Raw genomic sequence first — 17,331 nt, 5'->3', positions numbered from 1 at the left:
TTGAGGCTCCGGGACGGAGGTCCCTCGCAAGGATCAGGACTCGATCCGGTTTGCGGATCTCAGCCTGGCGAAGCTCCGGGACAGCAGCCGGGACACATGCATCTGGGAGACGCCGAGCTCGGCGCTGATCTGAGATTGCGTCAAGTTGCTGTAGTAACGAAGCAAAAGGATACGCTGCTCGCGCTCGGGCAGTTGTACGAGCAGATGGCGCACCAGATCGCGGTGTTCGACTCCGGCGAGTGCGGGATCCTCGTAGCCGAGCCGGTCGACGAGACCGGGCAGCCCGTCGCCCTCCTGGGCGGCCTCCAGGGAGGTGGCGTGATACGAGCGGCCCGCCTCGATGCAGGCCAGCACCTCCTCCTCGCTGAGCTTGAGCCGTTCGGCGATCTCGGCCGTCGTCGGGGAGCGGCCGTGCAGCACGGTCAGGTCCTCGGTCGCGCCGTTGACCTGCACCCATAGCTCGTGCAACCGGCGCGGGACGTGGACGGTGCGGACGTTGTCGCGGAAGTAGCGCTTGATCTCGCCGACGACGGTCGGCATGGCGAAGGTCGGGAACTGCACCCCGCGGTCCGGGTCGAACCGGTCGATCGCGTTGATCAGGCCGATGGTGCCGACCTGGATCACGTCCTCCATGGGCTCATTGCGGCTGCGGAAGCGGGCCGCGGCGTAGCGGACCAGCGGCAGATTGGCCTCGATCAGCGCGGCGCGCACGCGGGCGTGCTCGGGGGTTCCGGGGGTGAGGCCCGAGAGCTCGGCGAAGAGCACCTGGGTGAGCGCTCTGGCGTCAGCCCCGCGGCTTCTGCCGCTTTCGCTGCCGCCATCGCCCTGGGGCGGGGTTCTGGGCGCGGTACGGGCCGACACGGTCACGCCACCCCTTCACGATGTACTCACCCGGCAAAAGCGGTCATAGCATCACAAGACATGTGCACTGTGTGCAAGCACCGCTTTACCACGTGTTGGTGGAGAAATCGCCAGATAAGGGATGGAAGGGGGTGGGGGTTCGAAGGCGGGGGCGGGAGGGGCGCGAGGCTAGTTGGTCAGTTCCGTCATGAACTCGCCGACGCTCTTGGCGGCGTCCGATATGCCCTCGAAACCGACCTGGACGAGGTCGGCTGCCCGGGCCGGCGTCTTGATGATCGTGTACAGCACGAAGACGATCAGCATATAGAGCGCGATTTTCTTCGCCTGGGCCATCTGTGCTGCCTCTCCCCGCTGTGCCCTTGTGCAGTTGCGAGAGTCTATCCACACCTCTGGCGCATCAGTCGTATCAGTCCGATGAACAGATCGGTGTTGTGGGGACACCCCTACGCCGCTGTGGGCGCCGCGCCACATATGGGTGGATTCTGGAGAAAGAGGGGGAGCAAGGATGGCGCCGGAAGGAGCGGCGACGGCAGCGGCGAGCGCCGTCGGCGGAGGGAGCGGAGATGCGTGTCGGTGTGCTGACCGGCGGCGGTGACTGCCCCGGGCTCAACGCCGCGATCCGCGGCATCGTCCGGAAGGGCGTGGAGGTCCACGGCTTCGAGTTCGTCGGGGTGCGGGACGGCTGGCGCGGTGCGCTCGAAGGAGCCATCGTGCCGCTGGACGTCCCGGCCGTGCGCGGCATCCTGCCGCGGGGCGGCACCATCCTCGGCTCCTCCAGGACCAACCCCCTGGCCGGCGAGGGCGGGGTCGACCGGGTGCGGGAGACGCTCGCCGAGTACGAGGTGGACGCGCTCATCGCGATCGGCGGCGAGGACACGCTCGGGGTCGCCGCGGCGCTGGCGGGTGAGGGCATCCAGGTGGTCGGGGTGCCCAAGACGATCGACAACGATGTGGCGGGCACCGACTACACCTTCGGCTTCGACACCGCCGTCAATATCGCCACCGAGGCGATCGACCGGCTGCACACCACCGCCGAATCCCACACCCGCACCCTGGTGGTCGAGGTCATGGGGCGGCACTCCGGCTGGATCGCCCTGCACTCGGGCATCGCGGGCGGTGCCAACGTCATCCTGATCCCCGAGCAGCCCTTCGACATCGGCCAGGTCTGCGCCTGGGTGGAGAACCGCTTCACGATCAGATACGCACCGATCGTGGTGGTGGCGGAGGGGGCCGTGCCGAAGAAGGGCCAGATGGTGGTCAAGGACTCCAGCCTGGACGAGTTCGGCCATGTCCGGCTGTCCGGGATCGGCGAGTGGCTGTCCCATGAGATCGCCGATCACACCGGTAAGGAGGCCCGCACCACGGTCCTGGGCCATATCCAGCGCGGTGGGACGCCCAGCGCCTTCGACCGCTGGCTGGCCACCCGCTTCGGGCTGCGCGCGATCGACGCGGTCAAGGACCGGGACTTCGGCACGATGGTGGCGCTGCGCGGCACGGACATCGTGCGGATACCGCTGGCGGAGGCCACGGTGGGCACCAAGGGCGTCGATCCCGCGCTGTACTCGGAATTCGGGGTGTTCTTCGGCTGAGCGCCTGCGGGGTGCGGGCTCAGGGCGCGGGATGCGGGCTCAGGGCCCGGGGTGCGGTACGACCGCCACCGGGCAGCGGGCGTGGTGCAGCACCGCATGGGCCACCGGCCCCAGCCGCAGCTGGGTGGGCCGGGTGGCCGTACGGCGCCCGATCACCAGCAGGTCGGCCCGCTCCGAGGCCCTGACCAGCGCCTCCGCCGGATTGAGCAGTACGACATCCGGCACCACGGTGACCTCGGGGCAGCCCTCCCGCCACGGCCGCAGGGCGTCGGAGACCACCTGGCTCTCCTGGTCCTCCCACATCGCGCGGTCCTCCTCCAGCACCGTGAGCATCCAGGCCGACGGGGAGGCCGGGGGCAGCGCCCACGCGTGCACCACCCGCAGCGGGACGCCCCGCTCCTGGGCGGCGCGGAACGCGAAGGCGGTCGGCGCCTCCGCCGGGGCGTGCGCGTCGAAGCCGAGCTGCACCTCGTCCGCGTCCGTACCGTCCCACCCGGCGCCCGTACGGCGCTCGTCCGGCACCGTGACGACGGGGCAGTCCGCCATCGCCGCCACCCGCAGTGCCACGGAGCCCACCGCCAGCCCCTCGAAGCCGCCCCAGCCACGGGCCCCGACCACCAGCAGCCCGGCGCTCGCGGCGGCCGTGAGCAGGGCCTCGGCCGGTTCGGTGGCGGTGTGCTCCCCGTCGATCGCGAGCTCCGGAAGGCGTGCCCGGAAGTCGGCCACCGTCTGCCCGAGCATCTGCTCACCCACGTTCTGCCAGGCGTCCACCCCGGGCACCGGCGAGACCCTGAGCGGCAGCGGCGGACAGGCGTGCACGAGGCGCAGTGCGACGCCGCGCCGCGCCGCCTCCCGTGCGGCCCACTCGGCCGCCGTAAGGCTGCGCCGGGAGCCGTCGACCCCCGCCACGACAGGGCCGCTCATCCGGTCCTCCTCGGCTGCCGTCCGGAACTCCGGTCCGTCACTGCGGTTCGTCACTGCGGTTCGTCACTCCGGTCCGTATCTTCTGTCCGTTCTGATGCCAACTGGAGCACGTCCGTTTAGTCTAGATACGCGACGAAGATCCGACATGGTCGGAGGATTCGCCGCGCATGGACCGCGAGGGGTAGTGACCGCCCCCGGTCCGGGTTTGCGCCCGGACCGGGGGCGGCTCTGCGAGCGGCGGCGGGCAAACGCGGCCCAAGTCCCCCAAAGGTGGGGTGAGATGTCAAGGTTTCGGGGGAAGCGGGGGTGCGTGGAGCGAGCGCAGGATGGGGGGCGAGGTAAGGGAAGGAGAGGGAAATGCGCTCGATCTCATGGCACCTCACCTCGCGTCGTTCAGCATTCGTCGTCGGTTTCGTCGTCGTGGTCGCCGTCGTGGTGGTCCTTGGGATGGTCTCCTCCTCCGAAAAGGCATCCGGGGAAGCCTCCAAGGAGGCGCCCGGCGAAGCCCCCGGATATGCCTCGACGGTCGAATACCGGCGGGAACCCGTCGGAAAGACCTCGGTCCCCGCGTTCACCTCCTCCGTGGGCCGGGACCGCAAACACGTGGTCTCGCCGTCCAACGGGGGCCGCGCCTTCCGCGGCAACACCCCCGGTCTCTACGCCGGCGTCCGGAACCGGCAGCCCTGTGACCGGCAGGGACTGCTCCATGACCTCGACGCCGACAAGCGGAAGGGCGCCGCCTGGAGCAAGGTTCAGCACATCTCGCCCGACGGCATCCCCGATTTCGTCAACCGGCTCACGAGCGTCACTCTGCGCTCCGACACCTACGCGAAGACCTACGGCTACCGCGGCGGGGTGAAGCCGGTGTCCGCCGTTCTCCAGGCCGGAACGGCGGTATTCGTCGATGAGCGCGGTCTGCCCGTCGTGAAGTGCGACTCCGGAAATCCGGTAAGGGTCTCGGCCCCGCCGCGCAATGCCAAGCCGACCTTCACCGGGCCCGAGTGGAACGGTTTCTCCCGTAGCACGGTGACCGTCATCCGGCCGGCCACGAAGAACGCCAAGCACCTCGTCCTGGTGGGGATCGGCAAGGCCGAGCTCCTGAAGCGCCCGCTCGGTGACGGCGACGGCAGCGGCGACCCGCGGGACACGGTGCTGGCCCGCGCCGACTACCCCAAGTACCTGGCGATGCCGGGCGAGCAGCACGCCCCGCGGCTGCGGGAGGCGCCGAAGGTCACCATGAAGCCGTCGGACCGGTTCACCCCGCTGGAGACCGAGCGCCCGTCCGGAACCCCCTCGCAGCAGTCGCAGCCCTCCGACGAGCCGTCGGACCCGGGCCAGCAGCAACCGCAGGACCAGCCCTCGGACCCCGGCCAGCAGCCCCAGGACCAGCCGCAGAACCAGCCGCAGGATCAGCCGTCGGACCCGGGCCAGCAGCAGCCCCAGGATCAGCCCTCTGACCCGGCTCAGCAGCAGCCCCAGGACCAGCCCTCTGACCCTGGCCAGCAGCAGCAACCGCAGCCCCCGCCGAACCAGCCGCCGCCCAATCAGCCGCCCCCGAACCAGCCTCCGCCGAACCCGCCTCCGCCGCCCCAGCCCCCTCCGAACCAGCCCCCGCCCAACCAACCGCCCCCGAACCAACCGCCCCCGAACCAGCCCCCGCCCCAGCAGCCCCAGCCCGACCCCAACCAGCAGCAGCCCCCGCAGCAGCCGCCCCCGTCCGGCCCCTGACGGGGCCGCCCCCGGGGCCAGCCCCGGGGGCGGGCCGGGGTCACCCCACCCCGCCGTCCAGCAGCCAGTGGTAGCGCAGCCGCAGTGCCCGCTCGGTGCTGGCCGCCACGGTGATGAGCCCGACCGCGGTGTTGCCCCACGCCGACAGATCGATGGGCGAGGTGAAGGTCCCGACGTACTGGGCGAGGCCCTCCGGGTCCCGGGTGACCTGTTCGGCAAGCTGGAGGATCAGGAGAACCAGGCCGATGACGAGCACGAGCACCGAGAGGAAACCGATCCAGCGGCTCAGCGCGGGGTGTGACCGTTCGAAGCGCGCGCGGCGCCCCTCGGCCGAGGCGGGGTCGGGGACGAGCTGGAACTCCGACCCCTCGGCGGTGACGTAGTGGCAGCGCTTGAGCCCGAAGCCGCTCGCCTTCACTTCGACGGTGCCGCCCTGGACGGGGAAGACGGCGGGGACCCTGGACTCGGCGTGATGCCTGCCATCGAGGTACAGATGGGCCTTGACGTAGCCGTCCGCCGCGCTCTGATGCTTGACGTCGACGGCGTAGACCATCTGCCGGCCGTCGTCGTTCATCAGCCGGAGATGGAACAGTGCGCGGGTAAGCATCTGCCACCAGCGGAAACGCTTCAGCGGTCGCCCGTCCCCGGGCTTGACCCGCTGTACGGCCCGACGATGCCGCCACTCCTTGAACATCCCTCCCCTCCCGTTACTCGCTCGGCTCCGCCGCGCAGGCGAGGTCCCGCGACGGGCGCTGCCCGGTGGTCAGGAACGCCGTCACCGCGTCGTTCGCGCAGGTGTTGCGGCCGAACGGATAGACACCGTGTCCGCCCTGGTCGGCCGTCACCATCGTGGCCCGCTTCCCGAACGCCCGCCGCAGCTCCTGGGCTCCGGCGAGCGGGGTCCCCGGGTCGCGCTCGTTCTGCACCATGAGCACGTTCGACGGGCCCCGGTCACCGATGCGCACCGGCGGCTCGACCCGCTTGTCCGGCCAGAACGCGCACGGCCCGATGTTGGCCGTGAACCCGCCCAGCATCGGGTACCTCAGCCGGTCGACCGCGACATCCCGCTGATACTCCCGGACCGTCCCCGGCCAGCGCGAATCACCGCACATCACGTAAAGGTTACTGGCCAGGGTGTTTTCCGGGGGCTTTGGCAGCTTGGACGGCAGTGGCCTGCCCTTGTCGAGCGCCTGCCAGTTCCCGGCCAGCGAGGACATGGTCGCATCGCTGTAGAGGAGATCGAACGTCATCCCGCGGAACACCGTCCCGTCGATGCCGTGGACCGGTTTCCTCTCCAACCGCTCCGCGAGGTCGAAGAACTTCGCGGTCACCCGCTGTGGTGTGGTGCCCAGACCGTACTCGGGGTGCGCGGCCGCGAACGCCGCGAAGTCCGGGAACCGGTCCTCCATTCCCCGGGCGAACAACCGCTTGGCCGTGACGTCGTAGCCGCCGGGGCCCAGGTTGCTGTCGAGCGTGATCCGGTCGCTCCGCTCCGGGAACAGCGTCGTGTACACCGCGCCGAGGTAGGTGCCGTAGGACCCACCGAGGTAGGAGAGTTTCGGCTCGCCCAGTGCCGCCCGGATCCGGTCCATGTCGCGCGCGGTGTTCGCGGTGGTGGTGTGCGGCAGCATCCACGCCGTCCGCGAGGTGGCGCACTGCTTGGCGACGGTCCGCGCGTTCCCCGCCTCCCGCGCGACATCGGCCGCGGTGTGCGGGTACGGCGGGAAGTTGACGCGGTTCAGCTGTTCCGGCGTCAGATCGCAGGTCACCGGCGTGCTGCGGCCGACGCCACGGGGGTCGAAGCCGATCACGTCGTAGGAGTCCAGCACCTTACGGGGCAGCCCTGAGGCGGCGAGAAGGGCCGGGTAGTCGAGTCCCGCGTGGCCTGGGCCGCCCGGATTGGTCAGCAGCACACCGCGGCGCTTCGAGGGTTCCTTGCTCGCCAGCCGGGAGATCGCGATCTCGATCTGCCGGCCGTCGGGATCGCGGTAGTCCAGCGGGACTTCGAGCGTGGCGCACTGGAGACGGGGTGAGTCGGCCTTAAGGGGGGAGGCGGTCTTCTCCGGGCACGGGCCCCACTCCACGGTGTCCGGCCTCGCGGCCGCCCTGTCCGGCGTCGCCACCGCCGACACTCCCGTGATCGCGGTCGCCGCCACCGCGGTGGCGGCGAGGGCGAGGGGCAGAGATCTGCGCATCTGATGTCCTCCTGTGGGGCACGTACGGCCGTAGACGCGGGTCTGTCGTCCCGATGGGCGTCAGGTCGTTCCCCGGTCGCGGATTCCCCCGGGATGTCCGGCCCGTTCGGCGGCCGGTTCCTTGCGGGTGTGTGCCCAGCCACCGGACACCATGGCGACGAGCGCGATGAGTCCGAGGAGGATCATCTGGCCGGTGAGGCCGCCGGGGACCCAGCTGAGATTGCCCCACAGCGGCTCGCGACCCTGGTCGAGCAGGGCGCGGATCATGGCTTGGACGGCCAGGGCCGTGATCACCATCCCGACCGCCTCAAGGGCCGCATAGCCACCCTTGCGCATCGCGCTGCTCCGCCTGGTGTTCGGTCGTCTCGGCACGTGAACGAGTCTGTCCGCGCGGCCCGGCAGGCACATCGGCCCGGCGGCTCGCATCGCCTCCGACCCCAGGCGGGGTGGTGATTCGACTCTGGTCGGGGGTGGGTCATTCCGCGGCCCGACTCACCGTCCGCACCGTGTCGCGATACTGACCAGGTGAACACGGACGTCGCGCCACGGCTCGGGTGGTGGCAGCAGACCTGGCGGCTGATGGCGGCCGCGGCGGTGGGCATACCGCTCTGGCTCTCCACCGGTGTGGTGATGCGGGGACAGTCGACCGAAACCGGCTCGTGGTTCTTCATCGGTGATCCGCTGGTGGCTCTCGGCTGTCTGACGGCGCTTCTGTGGCGGCGGCGGTTCCCGCTCGGCGTCGCCATGACGGTCGCGATCGCCTCGACCGCGTCGGCACTCGCCTCCGGCGCCGCGTTTCTGGCGCTGGTCTCGCTCTCCACGCGTCGTCGTCCGGTGGAGAGCGGGGTCGTCGGGCTGGCCCTCGTGACCGCGTCACAGTTCGCCGGCGGGTTCTACCCGACCCCGACCGGCCCGTTGTGGCTCGCACTCGCGTTCCCGGCGCTGATCGCGGGCATCGCCGTGGCCGTGGGCATGGCCATCGGTGCGCGGCGCGTCGAGGTGCGGTCCTTGCGGGACCGGGCGGAGAGCGCGGAACGGGAACAGACCGCACGGGCGGCGCAGGCACGGGCCCTGGAACGGAACCGGATCGCCCGCGAGATGCACGACGTGCTCGCGCACCGGATCTCCCTGGTCGCCATGCAGGCCGGAGTGCTGGACCACCGCGGCGACCTCACCGCCGAGGAGAACCGCGTGCTGGTCCGCGGCATCGCCGAAGGCTCCCACCGGGCCCTGGAAGAACTACGGGACGTCCTCGGGGTGCTCCGGGCCGACCCGGGCCGCCCGGAGCCACCCCAGCCCTCCTTCGACCGCATCCCCGACCTGGTGGCCGACGCCCGCACCTCCGGACTGGACGTCACGCTCACCACCACTGTGCCGGGAACACCCTCCGACGTCGTCGGACGCACCTGCTACCGGATCGTCCAGGAAGGGCTGACCAACGCCGCCAAACACGCCCCGGGCGCACATGTACACATCACCCTCGAGGGAACCGTCGGCGACAGTCTCAATGTCAGCGTCCGCAACTCCCCGGCCACCACGGCGACCGCACCACCACCGGCATCGGGATTCGGCCTGCTCGGCCTCACCGAACGCGTCGCCCTCGCCGGCGGACAACTCGACCACCACCCCACGCCCGACAGCGGATACCTCCTCACCGCGCGGCTACCCTGGCCGAACCCCACCCACGAAAAGAGAGCATGAGTGGATACCGAGCGGCAGCCGGTGCGCGTCGTCATCGTCGACGACGACCAACTGGTGCGGATGGCGCTGCGACTCGTCATCGACGGCGAACCGGACCTGACCGTCGTCGCGGAGGCGGCCGACGGGGACGCCGCGCTCACCGTGGTGGACGAGCAGCGGCCGGACGTGGTCCTGATGGACGTGCGGATGCCCGGCCGCGACGGTCTCAGCGCGACCCGGGAACTCCTCACCCGGCCGGCGCCGCCGCGGGTGCTCATGCTGACCACCTTCGACTCCGACGATCTGGTGCTCGGCGCACTGCACGCCGGAGCACTCGGGTTCGTCCTCAAGGACACCCAACCGCCGCGGCTTCTCGACGCGGTGCGGACCGTCGCGGACGGCAACCCCGTGCTGGGCCCGGCCGCCACGGCACGGGTGATCACCGCGGCCACCAGCCCGCGGTCCTCGCACGCTCGCGACTCATCCCGCGAAGCCGCGCGGAAACGGCTGTCCACCCTGACGACACGAGAACTCGACACCGCCCGGGCCATCGCGGACGGGCTGGGCAACCCGGAGATCGCCGAGCGGCTGTACATCAGCGTCGCGACCGTCAAGGCGCACATCGGCAGCCTGTTCGCCAAGCTGGCGGTCGACAACCGGGTGCAGATCGCGCTCCTGGTCCGTGACGCGGAGGAATGAGGCCAGTTGGGGGCGTACGGGCTCACATAGCTGGACGTGTCCACACGGCTGGTGGACACGTCCCCCATGCAAAACACCCCCCTGACCTGCGTTTCCGCGGATCAGGAGGGTGAGTGAGCGGTAGCGGTGGGATTTGAACCCACGGAGGAGTTGCCCCCTCACGCGCTTTCGAGGCGCGCTCCTTCGGCCGCTCGGACACGCTACCGAGGGAGAGCCTAGCGGACGGGTGGCCGGGAACCGAAATCGGTTCCCGGACCTGCCCGCGCGACGGGGCTCGGGGCGGGGCTCAGGGCTTGCGGAAGAAGGCGGTCAGGGGGGCCGCGCACGCCTCCGCCAGGACGCCCCCTATGACCTCGGGGCGGTGGTTGAGGCGGCGGTCACGGACGACGTCCCAGAGGGAGCCGACCGCACCGGCCTTCTCGTCCACGGCGCCGTAGACCAGCCGGTTCAGGCGGGACAGGACGATCGCGCCGGCGCACATCGTGCACGGCTCCAGGGTGACCACCAGGGTGCAGCCGGTCAGCCGCCAGCCGCCGAGGTGGTGGGCGGCGGCTCGGAGGGCGAGGACCTCGGCGTGGGCCGTGGGGTCGCCGTGGGCCTCGCGCTCGTTGCGGCCGCGGCCGAGTACCGAGCCGTCCGGGCCCAGCACGACGGCGCCGACCGGCACATCTCCCGTCTCGGGTGCCCGTACCGCCTCCGCCAGCGCCAGGCGCATCGGTTCGCGCCAGGGGTCGCGCAGGGGGTCGGGGTCGGGGCCGGGCAGGAGGCCGGTCAGCGGATCGGTCATGACATCAGTGTGCGGCGGTCAGCGCACCGCCTCCAGCCCCTCCATGCTGCACCCGAGCATCTCGGCGATCGATTCGAGGGCGTCCCCGTCGAGGGCCTTCAGCTCCTTCTCGTCCATGCCGAGGTCGGCCAGGATGTCGGCGTCGCCGAGCGGGCCGATCGGGACCGGCGCGTCGTCCGCGTCCTCGTCGTCCCGGTCCGGCTCGCCGTCCTCGGTGCCGTCCAGGTCGACCAGGCTGTCCAGATCGTCGTCGGGGTCCCGGCCGAGCAGCTCGTCGGTGAGCATCGAGCCGTACGAGGTGCGGGCGGCGGCTGCCGCGTCCGATACATAGATGTGCGGGTCGTCCTCGCCGTCCACGCGGACGACGCCGAACCACGCGTCTTCGTGCTCGATGAAGGCCAGTACCGTGTCGTCGTCCTTGGAGGCCAGACGGGCCAGTTCGATCAAGTCCGTCAGGGTTTCCACGTCATCGAGCTCTGTGTCGCTCGCTTCCCACCCTTCTGCGGTGCGCGCGAGCAATGCGGCGAAGTACACCGTGACTCTCCCACTGGTCATAGGCGTGCCGGGGGCGGGCGGGACAGTGTCCCGCCCCAATCGGAATCGTGGCAGAAACCGTCGCTTCGCGAGAGGTCTTCCACGCTGCGTCGTGCACCAGTCCAAAGAGATGTGGCTCACGCGGACGGAATCGAAACACGCGGAAACCGTCTCCGGCGGTTCGGCGGAAGCTCACCAGGGCTCACCAGGAGAACGTCCGCATGTGTATCGCCCGGCGCATCCGGGCCGCGCGGGCCTGCCGGGGACGCACCTGGTCCCGCACCGCCCGGGCCTCGTTCAGCGCGCGCAGGAAGCGGTCGCGACGGCGGCGGCGGTCCGCGGCGGTTTCCCTCGCGGTCGCGTCGGCCATGGTCACTCACTCCTCGGGGCCGAGGTGTCGCCCGGTGGGAGCCCGGGCGCTGTTGCCCACTTTCCCCCGAATCAGCGGTTTGATGCCACTACGGCGGCAGACGGTCGAGCGCGGGGCGGCGCACGGAGGGCGTCACCGGCGGGAGCCGGGCTCCGGGCGCTCGGTTAGTGTCGTTGCCATGCGGATCCACGTCGTCGACCACCCGCTGGTGGCGCACAAACTCACCACGCTGCGCGACAAGCGCACCGACTCCCCCACCTTCCGGCGGCTCGCCGACGAACTGGTGACCCTGCTCGCGTACGAGGCCACGCGCGATGTGCGCACCGAGCAGGTCGACATCGAGACCCCGGTGACGGCCACGACCGGGGTGCGGCTGTCCCATCCGCGCCCCATGGTCGTGCCGATCCTGCGGGCCGGTCTCGGGATGCTCGACGGCATGGTGCGGCTGCTGCCCACCGCCGAGGTCGGCTTCCTGGGCATGATCCGTGACGAGGAGACGCTCCAGGCGTCCACCTACGCCACCCGGATGCCCGAGGACCTCTCCGGCCGTCAGGTCTACGTCCTGGACCCGATGCTCGCCACCGGCGGGACGCTGGTCGCGGCGATCAGGGAGCTGATATCGCGGGGCGCCGACGATGTGACCGCGCTGTGTCTGCTGGCGGCGCCCCAGGGCGTCGAGCTCATGGAGCGCGAGCTCGCCGGGGCGCCGGTGACGGTGGTCACCTCGTCCGTCGACGAGCGGCTCAACGAGCAGGGGTACATCGTGCCGGGGCTCGGCGACGCGGGCGACCGGATGTACGGGACCGCGGGCTGAGCCCCACCCGGCTCAGGAACGGCAGGGCGATCCGGAGGGCGCGGGCGAGGGCTTGGCCAGGGCGGCCAGCGCCTTGTTCGCGTCCTTCTGCTCGACCAGGTCCTTGAAACCGTTGCCGATGATCAGGTCGATGTCCTTGCCGCGGCGCGCGTCGTTCTTGGTCTGGGCGCCGGCGAGCTGCGTGCCGAGCACATTGAAGGCCCCGTCGCCGGCGCCGGGCGCGCCGAGCAGTATCCCGGTGGCCTTGACCTTCTTGTCGTACTGGGTCGGGGCGTTGCCCACCTTCCCGATCTTGAAGCCGCGCTTCTCCAGCTCCTTGGCGGTGTCCTTGGCGAGGCCGGAGCGCGTGGTCGCGTTGTAGACGTTGACCGTGATCTGGGAGGGCTTCGGCAGCTTCCCGCCCGTACGGCCGCCCTGGCCGCTCTGGCCGCTGTCGGACCGGCCGGACTTGGCGTTCCCGTCGGGGTGCTTGTCGCCGCGCTCGCAGTCCCCGGTGCCGTGCGCCGCGCGGACCTTCTGGCCACCGCCGCCGTCGCCGGAGAAGACGTCGATGAGCTGAAGCGTTCCCCACCCGACCAGGCCGAGCGCCAGCACCGAGCCGAAGGCGGTGAACATCAGCCGCCGGCGGCTCCGGGGCCGGCTCATCCGCGGGTAGCGATCGCCCGTAATGCGGTACTTTCCGCCCATGCCGGGAGGGGTCAGCATGCTCATGTGCGCAGCGTAGTGCGGCCAGGTGGCGATGCCTACTAAATGATCAATGGTTGGTGCTCAGACCAACCCGAAAGGGCCAACACAGATCGGAAGTCGATCAACGGCGATCGGTCGCCGGGGCGGGGGCGCGGTCAGCCCTCGAGCTCGCGGTCAGCCCTCGAGCTCCAGGACGCGCGCGTGCAGCACCTGACGCTGCTGGAGGGCGGCGCGCACCGCCCGGTGCAGCCCGTCCTCCAGATAGAGGTCGCCCTGCCATTTCACGACATGGGCGAAGAGGTCCCCGTAGAACGTGGAGTCCTCGGCGAGCAGCGTCTCCAGGTCGAGCTGCTGCTTCGTCGTGACCAACTGGTCAAGACGTACCGGGCGTGGGGCGACATCCGCCCACTGGCGGGTGGATTCCCGGCCGTGGTCGGGATAGGGCCGACCGTTTCCGATGCGCTTGAAGATCACACGGAAAGCCTACCGGGCAAGCCCCTCCCGGCGCAGCCAAGGCGCCCGAGTGCCGGGCCGGAGCCGGGCCCCGCCGAACTCGGAAAATAGGAAAAAATTCCCGAAAGGGGCTAGGCGCTCACGGGGGCCCGGAGTAACGTAAATAACAGCCTGCGGGGCGAGCGAGGGAGCTCGACCGGAGAGGCGTTCAGGACAGAGGACGTGAGTCCTCTGAAGAGAACGTCTTCTAGATGGTCGGGCTGAGAGGCTCGAAGGTCGGGGAGACCTGAGAGCGACCTCCAACACCTGATGCGGACAATGCCGCCGAAGGGAGCCCACCTCGCAGGTTTTGTCCTGCGCGGAAATCCCACCGCGCAGGTCCTGTCCTGCGAGCGAATCCCCGCCTCGCGGGTTCCGTGCCGCCCGCGCACCATGGCCTCATGGCTGTTCCCCAGCGCCCGCCGGGCCCTCACGGCGCGCCGGAGCCGCTCCGCTGTCTGGTCACCGGCGCCACCGGCTATATCGGCGGCAGGCTCGTCCCCGAGCTGCTGGCCGCGGGCCATCAGGTGCGGTGTGTCGCCCGCTCGCCCGGGAAACTGCGCGACCAGCCCTGGGCGGGGCGGGTGGAGACCGTACGCGGCGATGTGACCGACGAGGAGTCCGTGCGCGCCGCCATGGAGGGCGTGGACATCGCGTACTACCTGGTCCACGCGCTGGGCACCGGCTCCGGCTTCGAGGAGACCGACCGCCGCGCCGCCCGGATCTTCGGCGAGCGGGCCCGCGCCGCCGGGGTGCGCCGGATCGTCTATCTCGGCGGGCTGACCCCCGAGGGCGTCCCCGAGCGCGCGCTCTCGCCCCATCTGCGGTCCCGGGCCGAGGTGGGCCGGGTGCTGCTGGACTCCGGGGTGCCGACGGCCGTGCTGCGGGCCGGGGTGATCATCGGCTCGGGCTCGGCCTCGTTCGAGATGCTGCGCTACCTCACCGAGCGGCTGCCGGTGATGGTGACGCCCCGCTGGGTGCGCACCCGCACCCAGCCCATCGCCGTCCGCGATGTGCTGCGGCTGCTGGTGGGCTGCGCCTCGCTGCCGGACGAGGTGCACCGGACCTTCGACATCGGCGGCCCCGACGTCCTCACCTACCGCGCCATGATGCGGCGGTACGCGCGGGTGACCGGGTTGCGGCGGCGGCTGATCGTGCCGGTGCCGGTGCTCACCCCCGGTCTTTCCAGTCTGTGGGTCGGCCTGGTCACCCCCGTACCCGGCGCCATCGCCCGCCCGCTGGTGGAGTCGCTGCGCCATGAAGTGGTCTGCGCCGAACGGGACATCACCCGCTATGTGCCGGACCCGCCGGGCGGGCCGCTCGGCGTGGACCGGGCGCTGGAGCTGGCCCTGCGGCGGATCCGCGACGCGGAGGTGGCCACCCGCTGGTCCTCCGCCGCCACCCCCGGCGCGCCCAGTGATCCGCTGCCCACCGACCCCGCCTGGTCGGGCGGCAGCCTCTACCAGGACCGCCGCGAGCGCGCGGTGGACGCCTCGCCGGGGGACGTCTGGCGGGTGGTGGAGGGGATCGGCGGTGCGAACGGGTGGTACTCGCTGCCGCTCGCGTGGGCGCTGCGCGGCTGGATCGACACCCTGGTGGGCGGCGTCGGGCTGCGCCGGGGCCGCCGGGACGCGGCGCGGCTCAGAGTGGGGGACAGCCTCGACTTCTGGCGGGTGGAGGAGGTCCTGCCGCCCCGGCTGCTGCGGCTGCGGGCCGAGATGCGGCTGCCGGGCCTGGCCTGGCTGGAGATGGTGGTCGACCGGGACGCGCGGGGCGGGACGGTGTACCGGCAGCGGGCGCTGTTCCATCCGCGCGGCCTCGCCGGGCATCTGTACTGGTGGTCGGTGGCCCCGTGGCACGCGCTCGTCTTCGGCGGCATGGCCCGGAACATCGCCGCCCGGGCCGAGAGGGGCGGGGCCGGGACGGGCAGGGGCGGGAAGGGCGCGGCCGGGACGAGAGCGTCCGCGTTCCGCGTACGGTGAGCCCCGCTGGTCCGGGGCGCTTGGACCACGCGATCGGCCCCGCCGGTCCGGGGCCGTTGAACCCCGCCGTCACCGGAACCCGTTCGGGGAGCGGTTCCTGGACCCGTTCGGATAGCGGTTCCGGGATCCGTTCGGGGACCCGCTCGGCCGCAGCCCCTCGAAGGCGAGCGGCAGATGCCGTGGCCCGCGCAGCACCGCGTTGCGCCGGTAGGTCGGCGGGTCCTCCAGCAGCCGGGGCTCCTCCAGCCGGCGGACCAGCTCGGTCAGCGCGATCTGCGCCTCCAGCCGGGCCAGCGGGGCGCCGAAACAGCTGTGGACGCCGCTGCCGAAGCCGAGGTGCTGGTTGTCCCTGCGCTGCGGATCGAACCGGTCGGGGTCGGGGAACCGCTGCGGATCGCGGTTGCCCGAGGCCAGCAGCAGCCAGACCGACGCCCCCTGGGGGATGGTCACACCCGCGATGTCGATCTCCGAGAGCGGGGTGCGCCGGGGGAGCATCTGCACCGGCGGATCGAACCGCAGCAACTCCTCCACCAGCGGGACGACCAGATGGGGATCCTTGCGCAGACGGGCGAGCACATCGGGGTTGCGCAGCAGGGTCAGCATCCCGTTGGTGATCAGGTTGACGGTGGTCTCGTGCCCCGCCACCAGCAGCAGCGCGGCGGTGCTCAGCAGCTCCACCCGGCTCATCCGCCCCTCCGGCCCTTCCCCGCCCGGGCCCTCCCCGCCGACCAGGGCCGAGAGCATGTCGTCGCCGGGTGCGCGGCGGCGCTCCTCGATCAGCTCGGACAGATACGCGGCCAGTTCCGTACGGGCCTGCCGGGTGATCCGCCCCCGCTCGGCGGCGTCCGCGTCCGGGTCGGGGTCGGGGTCGGGGTCCAGACTGGCGGCGAGGGTGTCGGCCCAGGCGTGGAAGCGCGGCTCGTCCTCCCGTGGCACCCCGAGCAGCCGGCAGATCACGGTCACCGGGAAGGGGTAGGAGAAGTGGTCGACGAGATCGATCCGGTCCCGCCCCTCGAAGCCGTCGATCAGCTCGCCGACGATACGGGTGAGTTCACCGCGCATCTCGTGGAGCCGGCGCGGGGTGTGCGGCGGGCCGAAGGGCGCCGTCGCGAGCCGCCGCAGCCGGTCGTGCTCGGGCGGGTCCAGCCTCAGGAAGCTGGGCGGCAGCCCCGGGTCGTCGTCCTCCTCGGGCAGCTCCGAGGCGGCCCGGGGGTCCAGGTTGCGCGCGTCGGAGCTGAGCCGGGGGTCGTGCAGCAGACCGTGGATCTCCCAGTAGGTGGAGACGATGTACGGCCCCTCCTCGTCGTGCGCCACGGGCGTCTTGCGCAGCTCGGCGTAGATCGGGTACGGATCGGCTCGATGGGCGTAGTCGGTGATCCGCCGTACGAGCGAGCCTTGCGTCTGCGTCATGGCTGAGTGCGTTCCTTCGTCGGGGTCGTCCCCCTGCTCAGCATCGGTGAGGCGGCCCGGGCCCGCGCGTACAGCCAGGCCAAAGGGGCGAACGCGCGACCGTGGCCCGCTCGCTACGATGGAGCGCCGCGCGCCGGGCGCGTGCGGTGGGGAAGGAGACGGTGTGATGGACCACGACCGGACCGGCGGGCCCGGCTGGCCCCGCCGCCCCCGTCGGCGTGGCCAGGGCGAGCTGGAGGCGCAGGTGCTCGTGGCGCTGAGCCGGGCGCCGGGGCCGGTGACCGCCGCATGGGTGCAGGAGCGGATCGAGGGAGAGCTCGCCTACACCACGGTCATGACCATCCTGTCCCGGCTGCACGCCAAGCAGGCCGTGACCCGTGAGCGCGCGGGCCGCTCCTTCGTCTGGCGGGCGGCGTCGGACGAGGCGGGGCTCGCGGCGCTGCGGATGCGCCGGGTGCTGGACGGCCAGGACGACCGCGAGGCGGTTCTGGCCAGCTTTGTGACCGGGCTGACCCAGGACGACGAGCGGCTGCTGCGCGACCTGCTGAGCGACGTGGCGGAGGAGCCGGAGGACTGACC

General features: G+C 71.4%; 19 protein-coding genes and 1 tRNA gene. 7 read left to right on the top strand and 13 right to left on the bottom strand.

Annotated elements, in window-relative coordinates:
- Window positions 1-33: 33 nt before the first annotated feature.
- Together ACT2CW_RS02705 and ACT2CW_RS02700 are read right to left on the bottom strand one after the other, a co-directional pair.
- A complete protein-coding gene (locus ACT2CW_RS02705; protein WP_037956765.1) occupies window positions 34-867 on the bottom strand; it encodes an RNA polymerase sigma factor SigF in 834 nt (277 codons plus the stop codon).
- Between the two features lie 162 nt (window positions 868-1,029).
- Window positions 1,030-1,194, bottom strand: a complete 165-nt coding sequence (locus ACT2CW_RS02700; protein WP_165556256.1) for a hypothetical protein — start codon at window positions 1,192-1,194, stop codon at window positions 1,030-1,032.
- Window positions 1,195-1,424: 230 nt separating this feature from the next.
- Here ACT2CW_RS02700 and ACT2CW_RS02695 point away from each other — a divergent pair, with 230 nt between their 5' ends.
- On the top strand, window positions 1,425-2,450 hold the full coding sequence (locus tag ACT2CW_RS02695; protein WP_164427234.1) for a 6-phosphofructokinase: 1,026 nt from the start codon (window positions 1,425-1,427) through the stop codon (window positions 2,448-2,450).
- 39 nt (window positions 2,451-2,489) lie between these two features.
- Here the strand turns inward: ACT2CW_RS02695 and ACT2CW_RS02690 are convergent, their stop codons facing one another.
- Window positions 2,490-3,374: a universal stress protein gene (locus ACT2CW_RS02690; protein WP_445515353.1), complete on the bottom strand. Its 885-nt coding sequence runs from the start codon at window positions 3,372-3,374 to the stop codon at window positions 2,490-2,492.
- A gap of 357 nt (window positions 3,375-3,731) precedes the next feature.
- Between ACT2CW_RS02690 and ACT2CW_RS02685 the strand changes: the two genes are divergently transcribed.
- A complete protein-coding gene (locus ACT2CW_RS02685) occupies window positions 3,732-5,102 on the top strand; it encodes a DUF6777 domain-containing protein (RefSeq protein ID WP_445515352.1) in 1,371 nt (456 codons plus the stop codon).
- 40 nt (window positions 5,103-5,142) lie between these two features.
- Here ACT2CW_RS02685 and ACT2CW_RS02680 read toward each other — a convergent pair whose 3' ends face one another.
- Genes ACT2CW_RS02680 through ACT2CW_RS02670 form a run of 3 tightly spaced genes read right to left on the bottom strand, consistent with a single transcriptional unit; the run spans window position 5,143 to window position 7,669 of the window.
- The gene (locus ACT2CW_RS02680) at window positions 5,143-5,796 is read right to left on the bottom strand and encodes a hypothetical protein (RefSeq protein ID WP_445515351.1); all 654 of its coding nucleotides are present in this window, start codon (window positions 5,794-5,796) and stop codon (window positions 5,143-5,145) included.
- A 13-nt stretch (window positions 5,797-5,809) separates the two neighbouring features.
- Window positions 5,810-7,297: an alpha/beta hydrolase gene (locus ACT2CW_RS02675; RefSeq protein ID WP_445515350.1), complete on the bottom strand. Its 1,488-nt coding sequence runs from the start codon at window positions 7,295-7,297 to the stop codon at window positions 5,810-5,812.
- 60 nt (window positions 7,298-7,357) lie between these two features.
- Window positions 7,358-7,669: a hypothetical protein gene (locus ACT2CW_RS02670; protein ID WP_445515349.1), complete on the bottom strand. Its 312-nt coding sequence runs from the start codon at window positions 7,667-7,669 to the stop codon at window positions 7,358-7,360.
- Between the two features lie 153 nt (window positions 7,670-7,822).
- Here ACT2CW_RS02670 and ACT2CW_RS02665 point away from each other — a divergent pair, with 153 nt between their 5' ends.
- Both ACT2CW_RS02665 and ACT2CW_RS02660 read left to right on the top strand, forming a co-directional pair.
- A complete protein-coding gene (locus ACT2CW_RS02665) occupies window positions 7,823-8,998 on the top strand; it encodes a sensor histidine kinase (RefSeq protein ID WP_445515348.1) in 1,176 nt (391 codons plus the stop codon).
- The gene (locus tag ACT2CW_RS02660) at window positions 8,999-9,676 is read left to right on the top strand and encodes a response regulator transcription factor (protein WP_445515347.1); all 678 of its coding nucleotides are present in this window, start codon (window positions 8,999-9,001) and stop codon (window positions 9,674-9,676) included.
- 118 nt (window positions 9,677-9,794) lie between these two features.
- Here the strand turns inward: ACT2CW_RS02660 and ACT2CW_RS02655 are convergent.
- The 4 genes from ACT2CW_RS02655 to ACT2CW_RS02640 all read right to left on the bottom strand — a co-directional run bounded on the left by ACT2CW_RS02655 (window position 9,795) and on the right by ACT2CW_RS02640 (window position 11,367).
- Window positions 9,795-9,881, bottom strand: a tRNA-Ser gene (locus tag ACT2CW_RS02655).
- An 81-nt stretch (window positions 9,882-9,962) separates the two neighbouring features.
- On the bottom strand, window positions 9,963-10,463 hold the full coding sequence (gene tadA / locus ACT2CW_RS02650) for a tRNA adenosine(34) deaminase TadA (protein WP_164427223.1): 501 nt from the start codon (window positions 10,461-10,463) through the stop codon (window positions 9,963-9,965).
- An 18-nt stretch (window positions 10,464-10,481) separates the two neighbouring features.
- The gene (locus tag ACT2CW_RS02645) at window positions 10,482-11,018 is read right to left on the bottom strand and encodes a tRNA adenosine deaminase-associated protein (RefSeq protein WP_165556255.1); all 537 of its coding nucleotides are present in this window, start codon (window positions 11,016-11,018) and stop codon (window positions 10,482-10,484) included.
- A 181-nt stretch (window positions 11,019-11,199) separates the two neighbouring features.
- Window positions 11,200-11,367, bottom strand: a complete 168-nt coding sequence (locus ACT2CW_RS02640) for a hypothetical protein (protein WP_020870137.1) — start codon at window positions 11,365-11,367, stop codon at window positions 11,200-11,202.
- A gap of 178 nt (window positions 11,368-11,545) precedes the next feature.
- Between ACT2CW_RS02640 and upp the strand changes: the two genes are divergently transcribed.
- Window positions 11,546-12,181, top strand: coding sequence for a uracil phosphoribosyltransferase (gene upp, locus ACT2CW_RS02635; protein WP_037956795.1), 636 nt, complete (start codon window positions 11,546-11,548; stop codon window positions 12,179-12,181).
- A 12-nt stretch (window positions 12,182-12,193) separates the two neighbouring features.
- Here upp and ACT2CW_RS02630 read toward each other — a convergent pair whose 3' ends face one another.
- Both ACT2CW_RS02630 and ACT2CW_RS02625 read right to left on the bottom strand, forming a co-directional pair.
- Complete coding sequence (locus tag ACT2CW_RS02630) at window positions 12,194-12,892, bottom strand: LytR C-terminal domain-containing protein (protein WP_445515346.1); 699 nt, start codon at window positions 12,890-12,892, stop codon at window positions 12,194-12,196.
- A 150-nt stretch (window positions 12,893-13,042) separates the two neighbouring features.
- Window positions 13,043-13,342, bottom strand: a complete 300-nt coding sequence (locus ACT2CW_RS02625) for a type II toxin-antitoxin system VapB family antitoxin (protein ID WP_014061825.1) — start codon at window positions 13,340-13,342, stop codon at window positions 13,043-13,045.
- 419 nt (window positions 13,343-13,761) lie between these two features.
- On the opposite strand from ACT2CW_RS02625, the gene ACT2CW_RS02620 reads away from it, so the two are divergent.
- On the top strand, window positions 13,762-15,342 hold the full coding sequence (locus ACT2CW_RS02620) for an SDR family oxidoreductase (RefSeq protein ID WP_445515345.1): 1,581 nt from the start codon (window positions 13,762-13,764) through the stop codon (window positions 15,340-15,342).
- Window positions 15,343-15,411: 69 nt separating this feature from the next.
- Here ACT2CW_RS02620 and ACT2CW_RS02615 read toward each other — a convergent pair whose 3' ends face one another.
- Window positions 15,412-16,752 (bottom strand): cytochrome P450, encoded by a 1,341-nt coding sequence (locus ACT2CW_RS02615; RefSeq protein ID WP_445515344.1) that lies wholly within the window; start codon window positions 16,750-16,752, stop codon window positions 15,412-15,414.
- Window positions 16,753-16,918: 166 nt separating this feature from the next.
- Between ACT2CW_RS02615 and ACT2CW_RS02610 the strand changes: the two genes are divergently transcribed.
- Window positions 16,919-17,329, top strand: coding sequence for a BlaI/MecI/CopY family transcriptional regulator (locus tag ACT2CW_RS02610; RefSeq protein WP_037956803.1), 411 nt, complete (start codon window positions 16,919-16,921; stop codon window positions 17,327-17,329).
- The last annotated feature ends 2 nt before the right edge of the window (window positions 17,330-17,331 follow it).

This window comes from Streptomyces sp. NEAU-174 (genome assembly GCF_052665095.1).
Note: the sequence above shows the minus strand (reverse complement) of the source record. Positions and strands in the feature narration are given on the sequence as shown.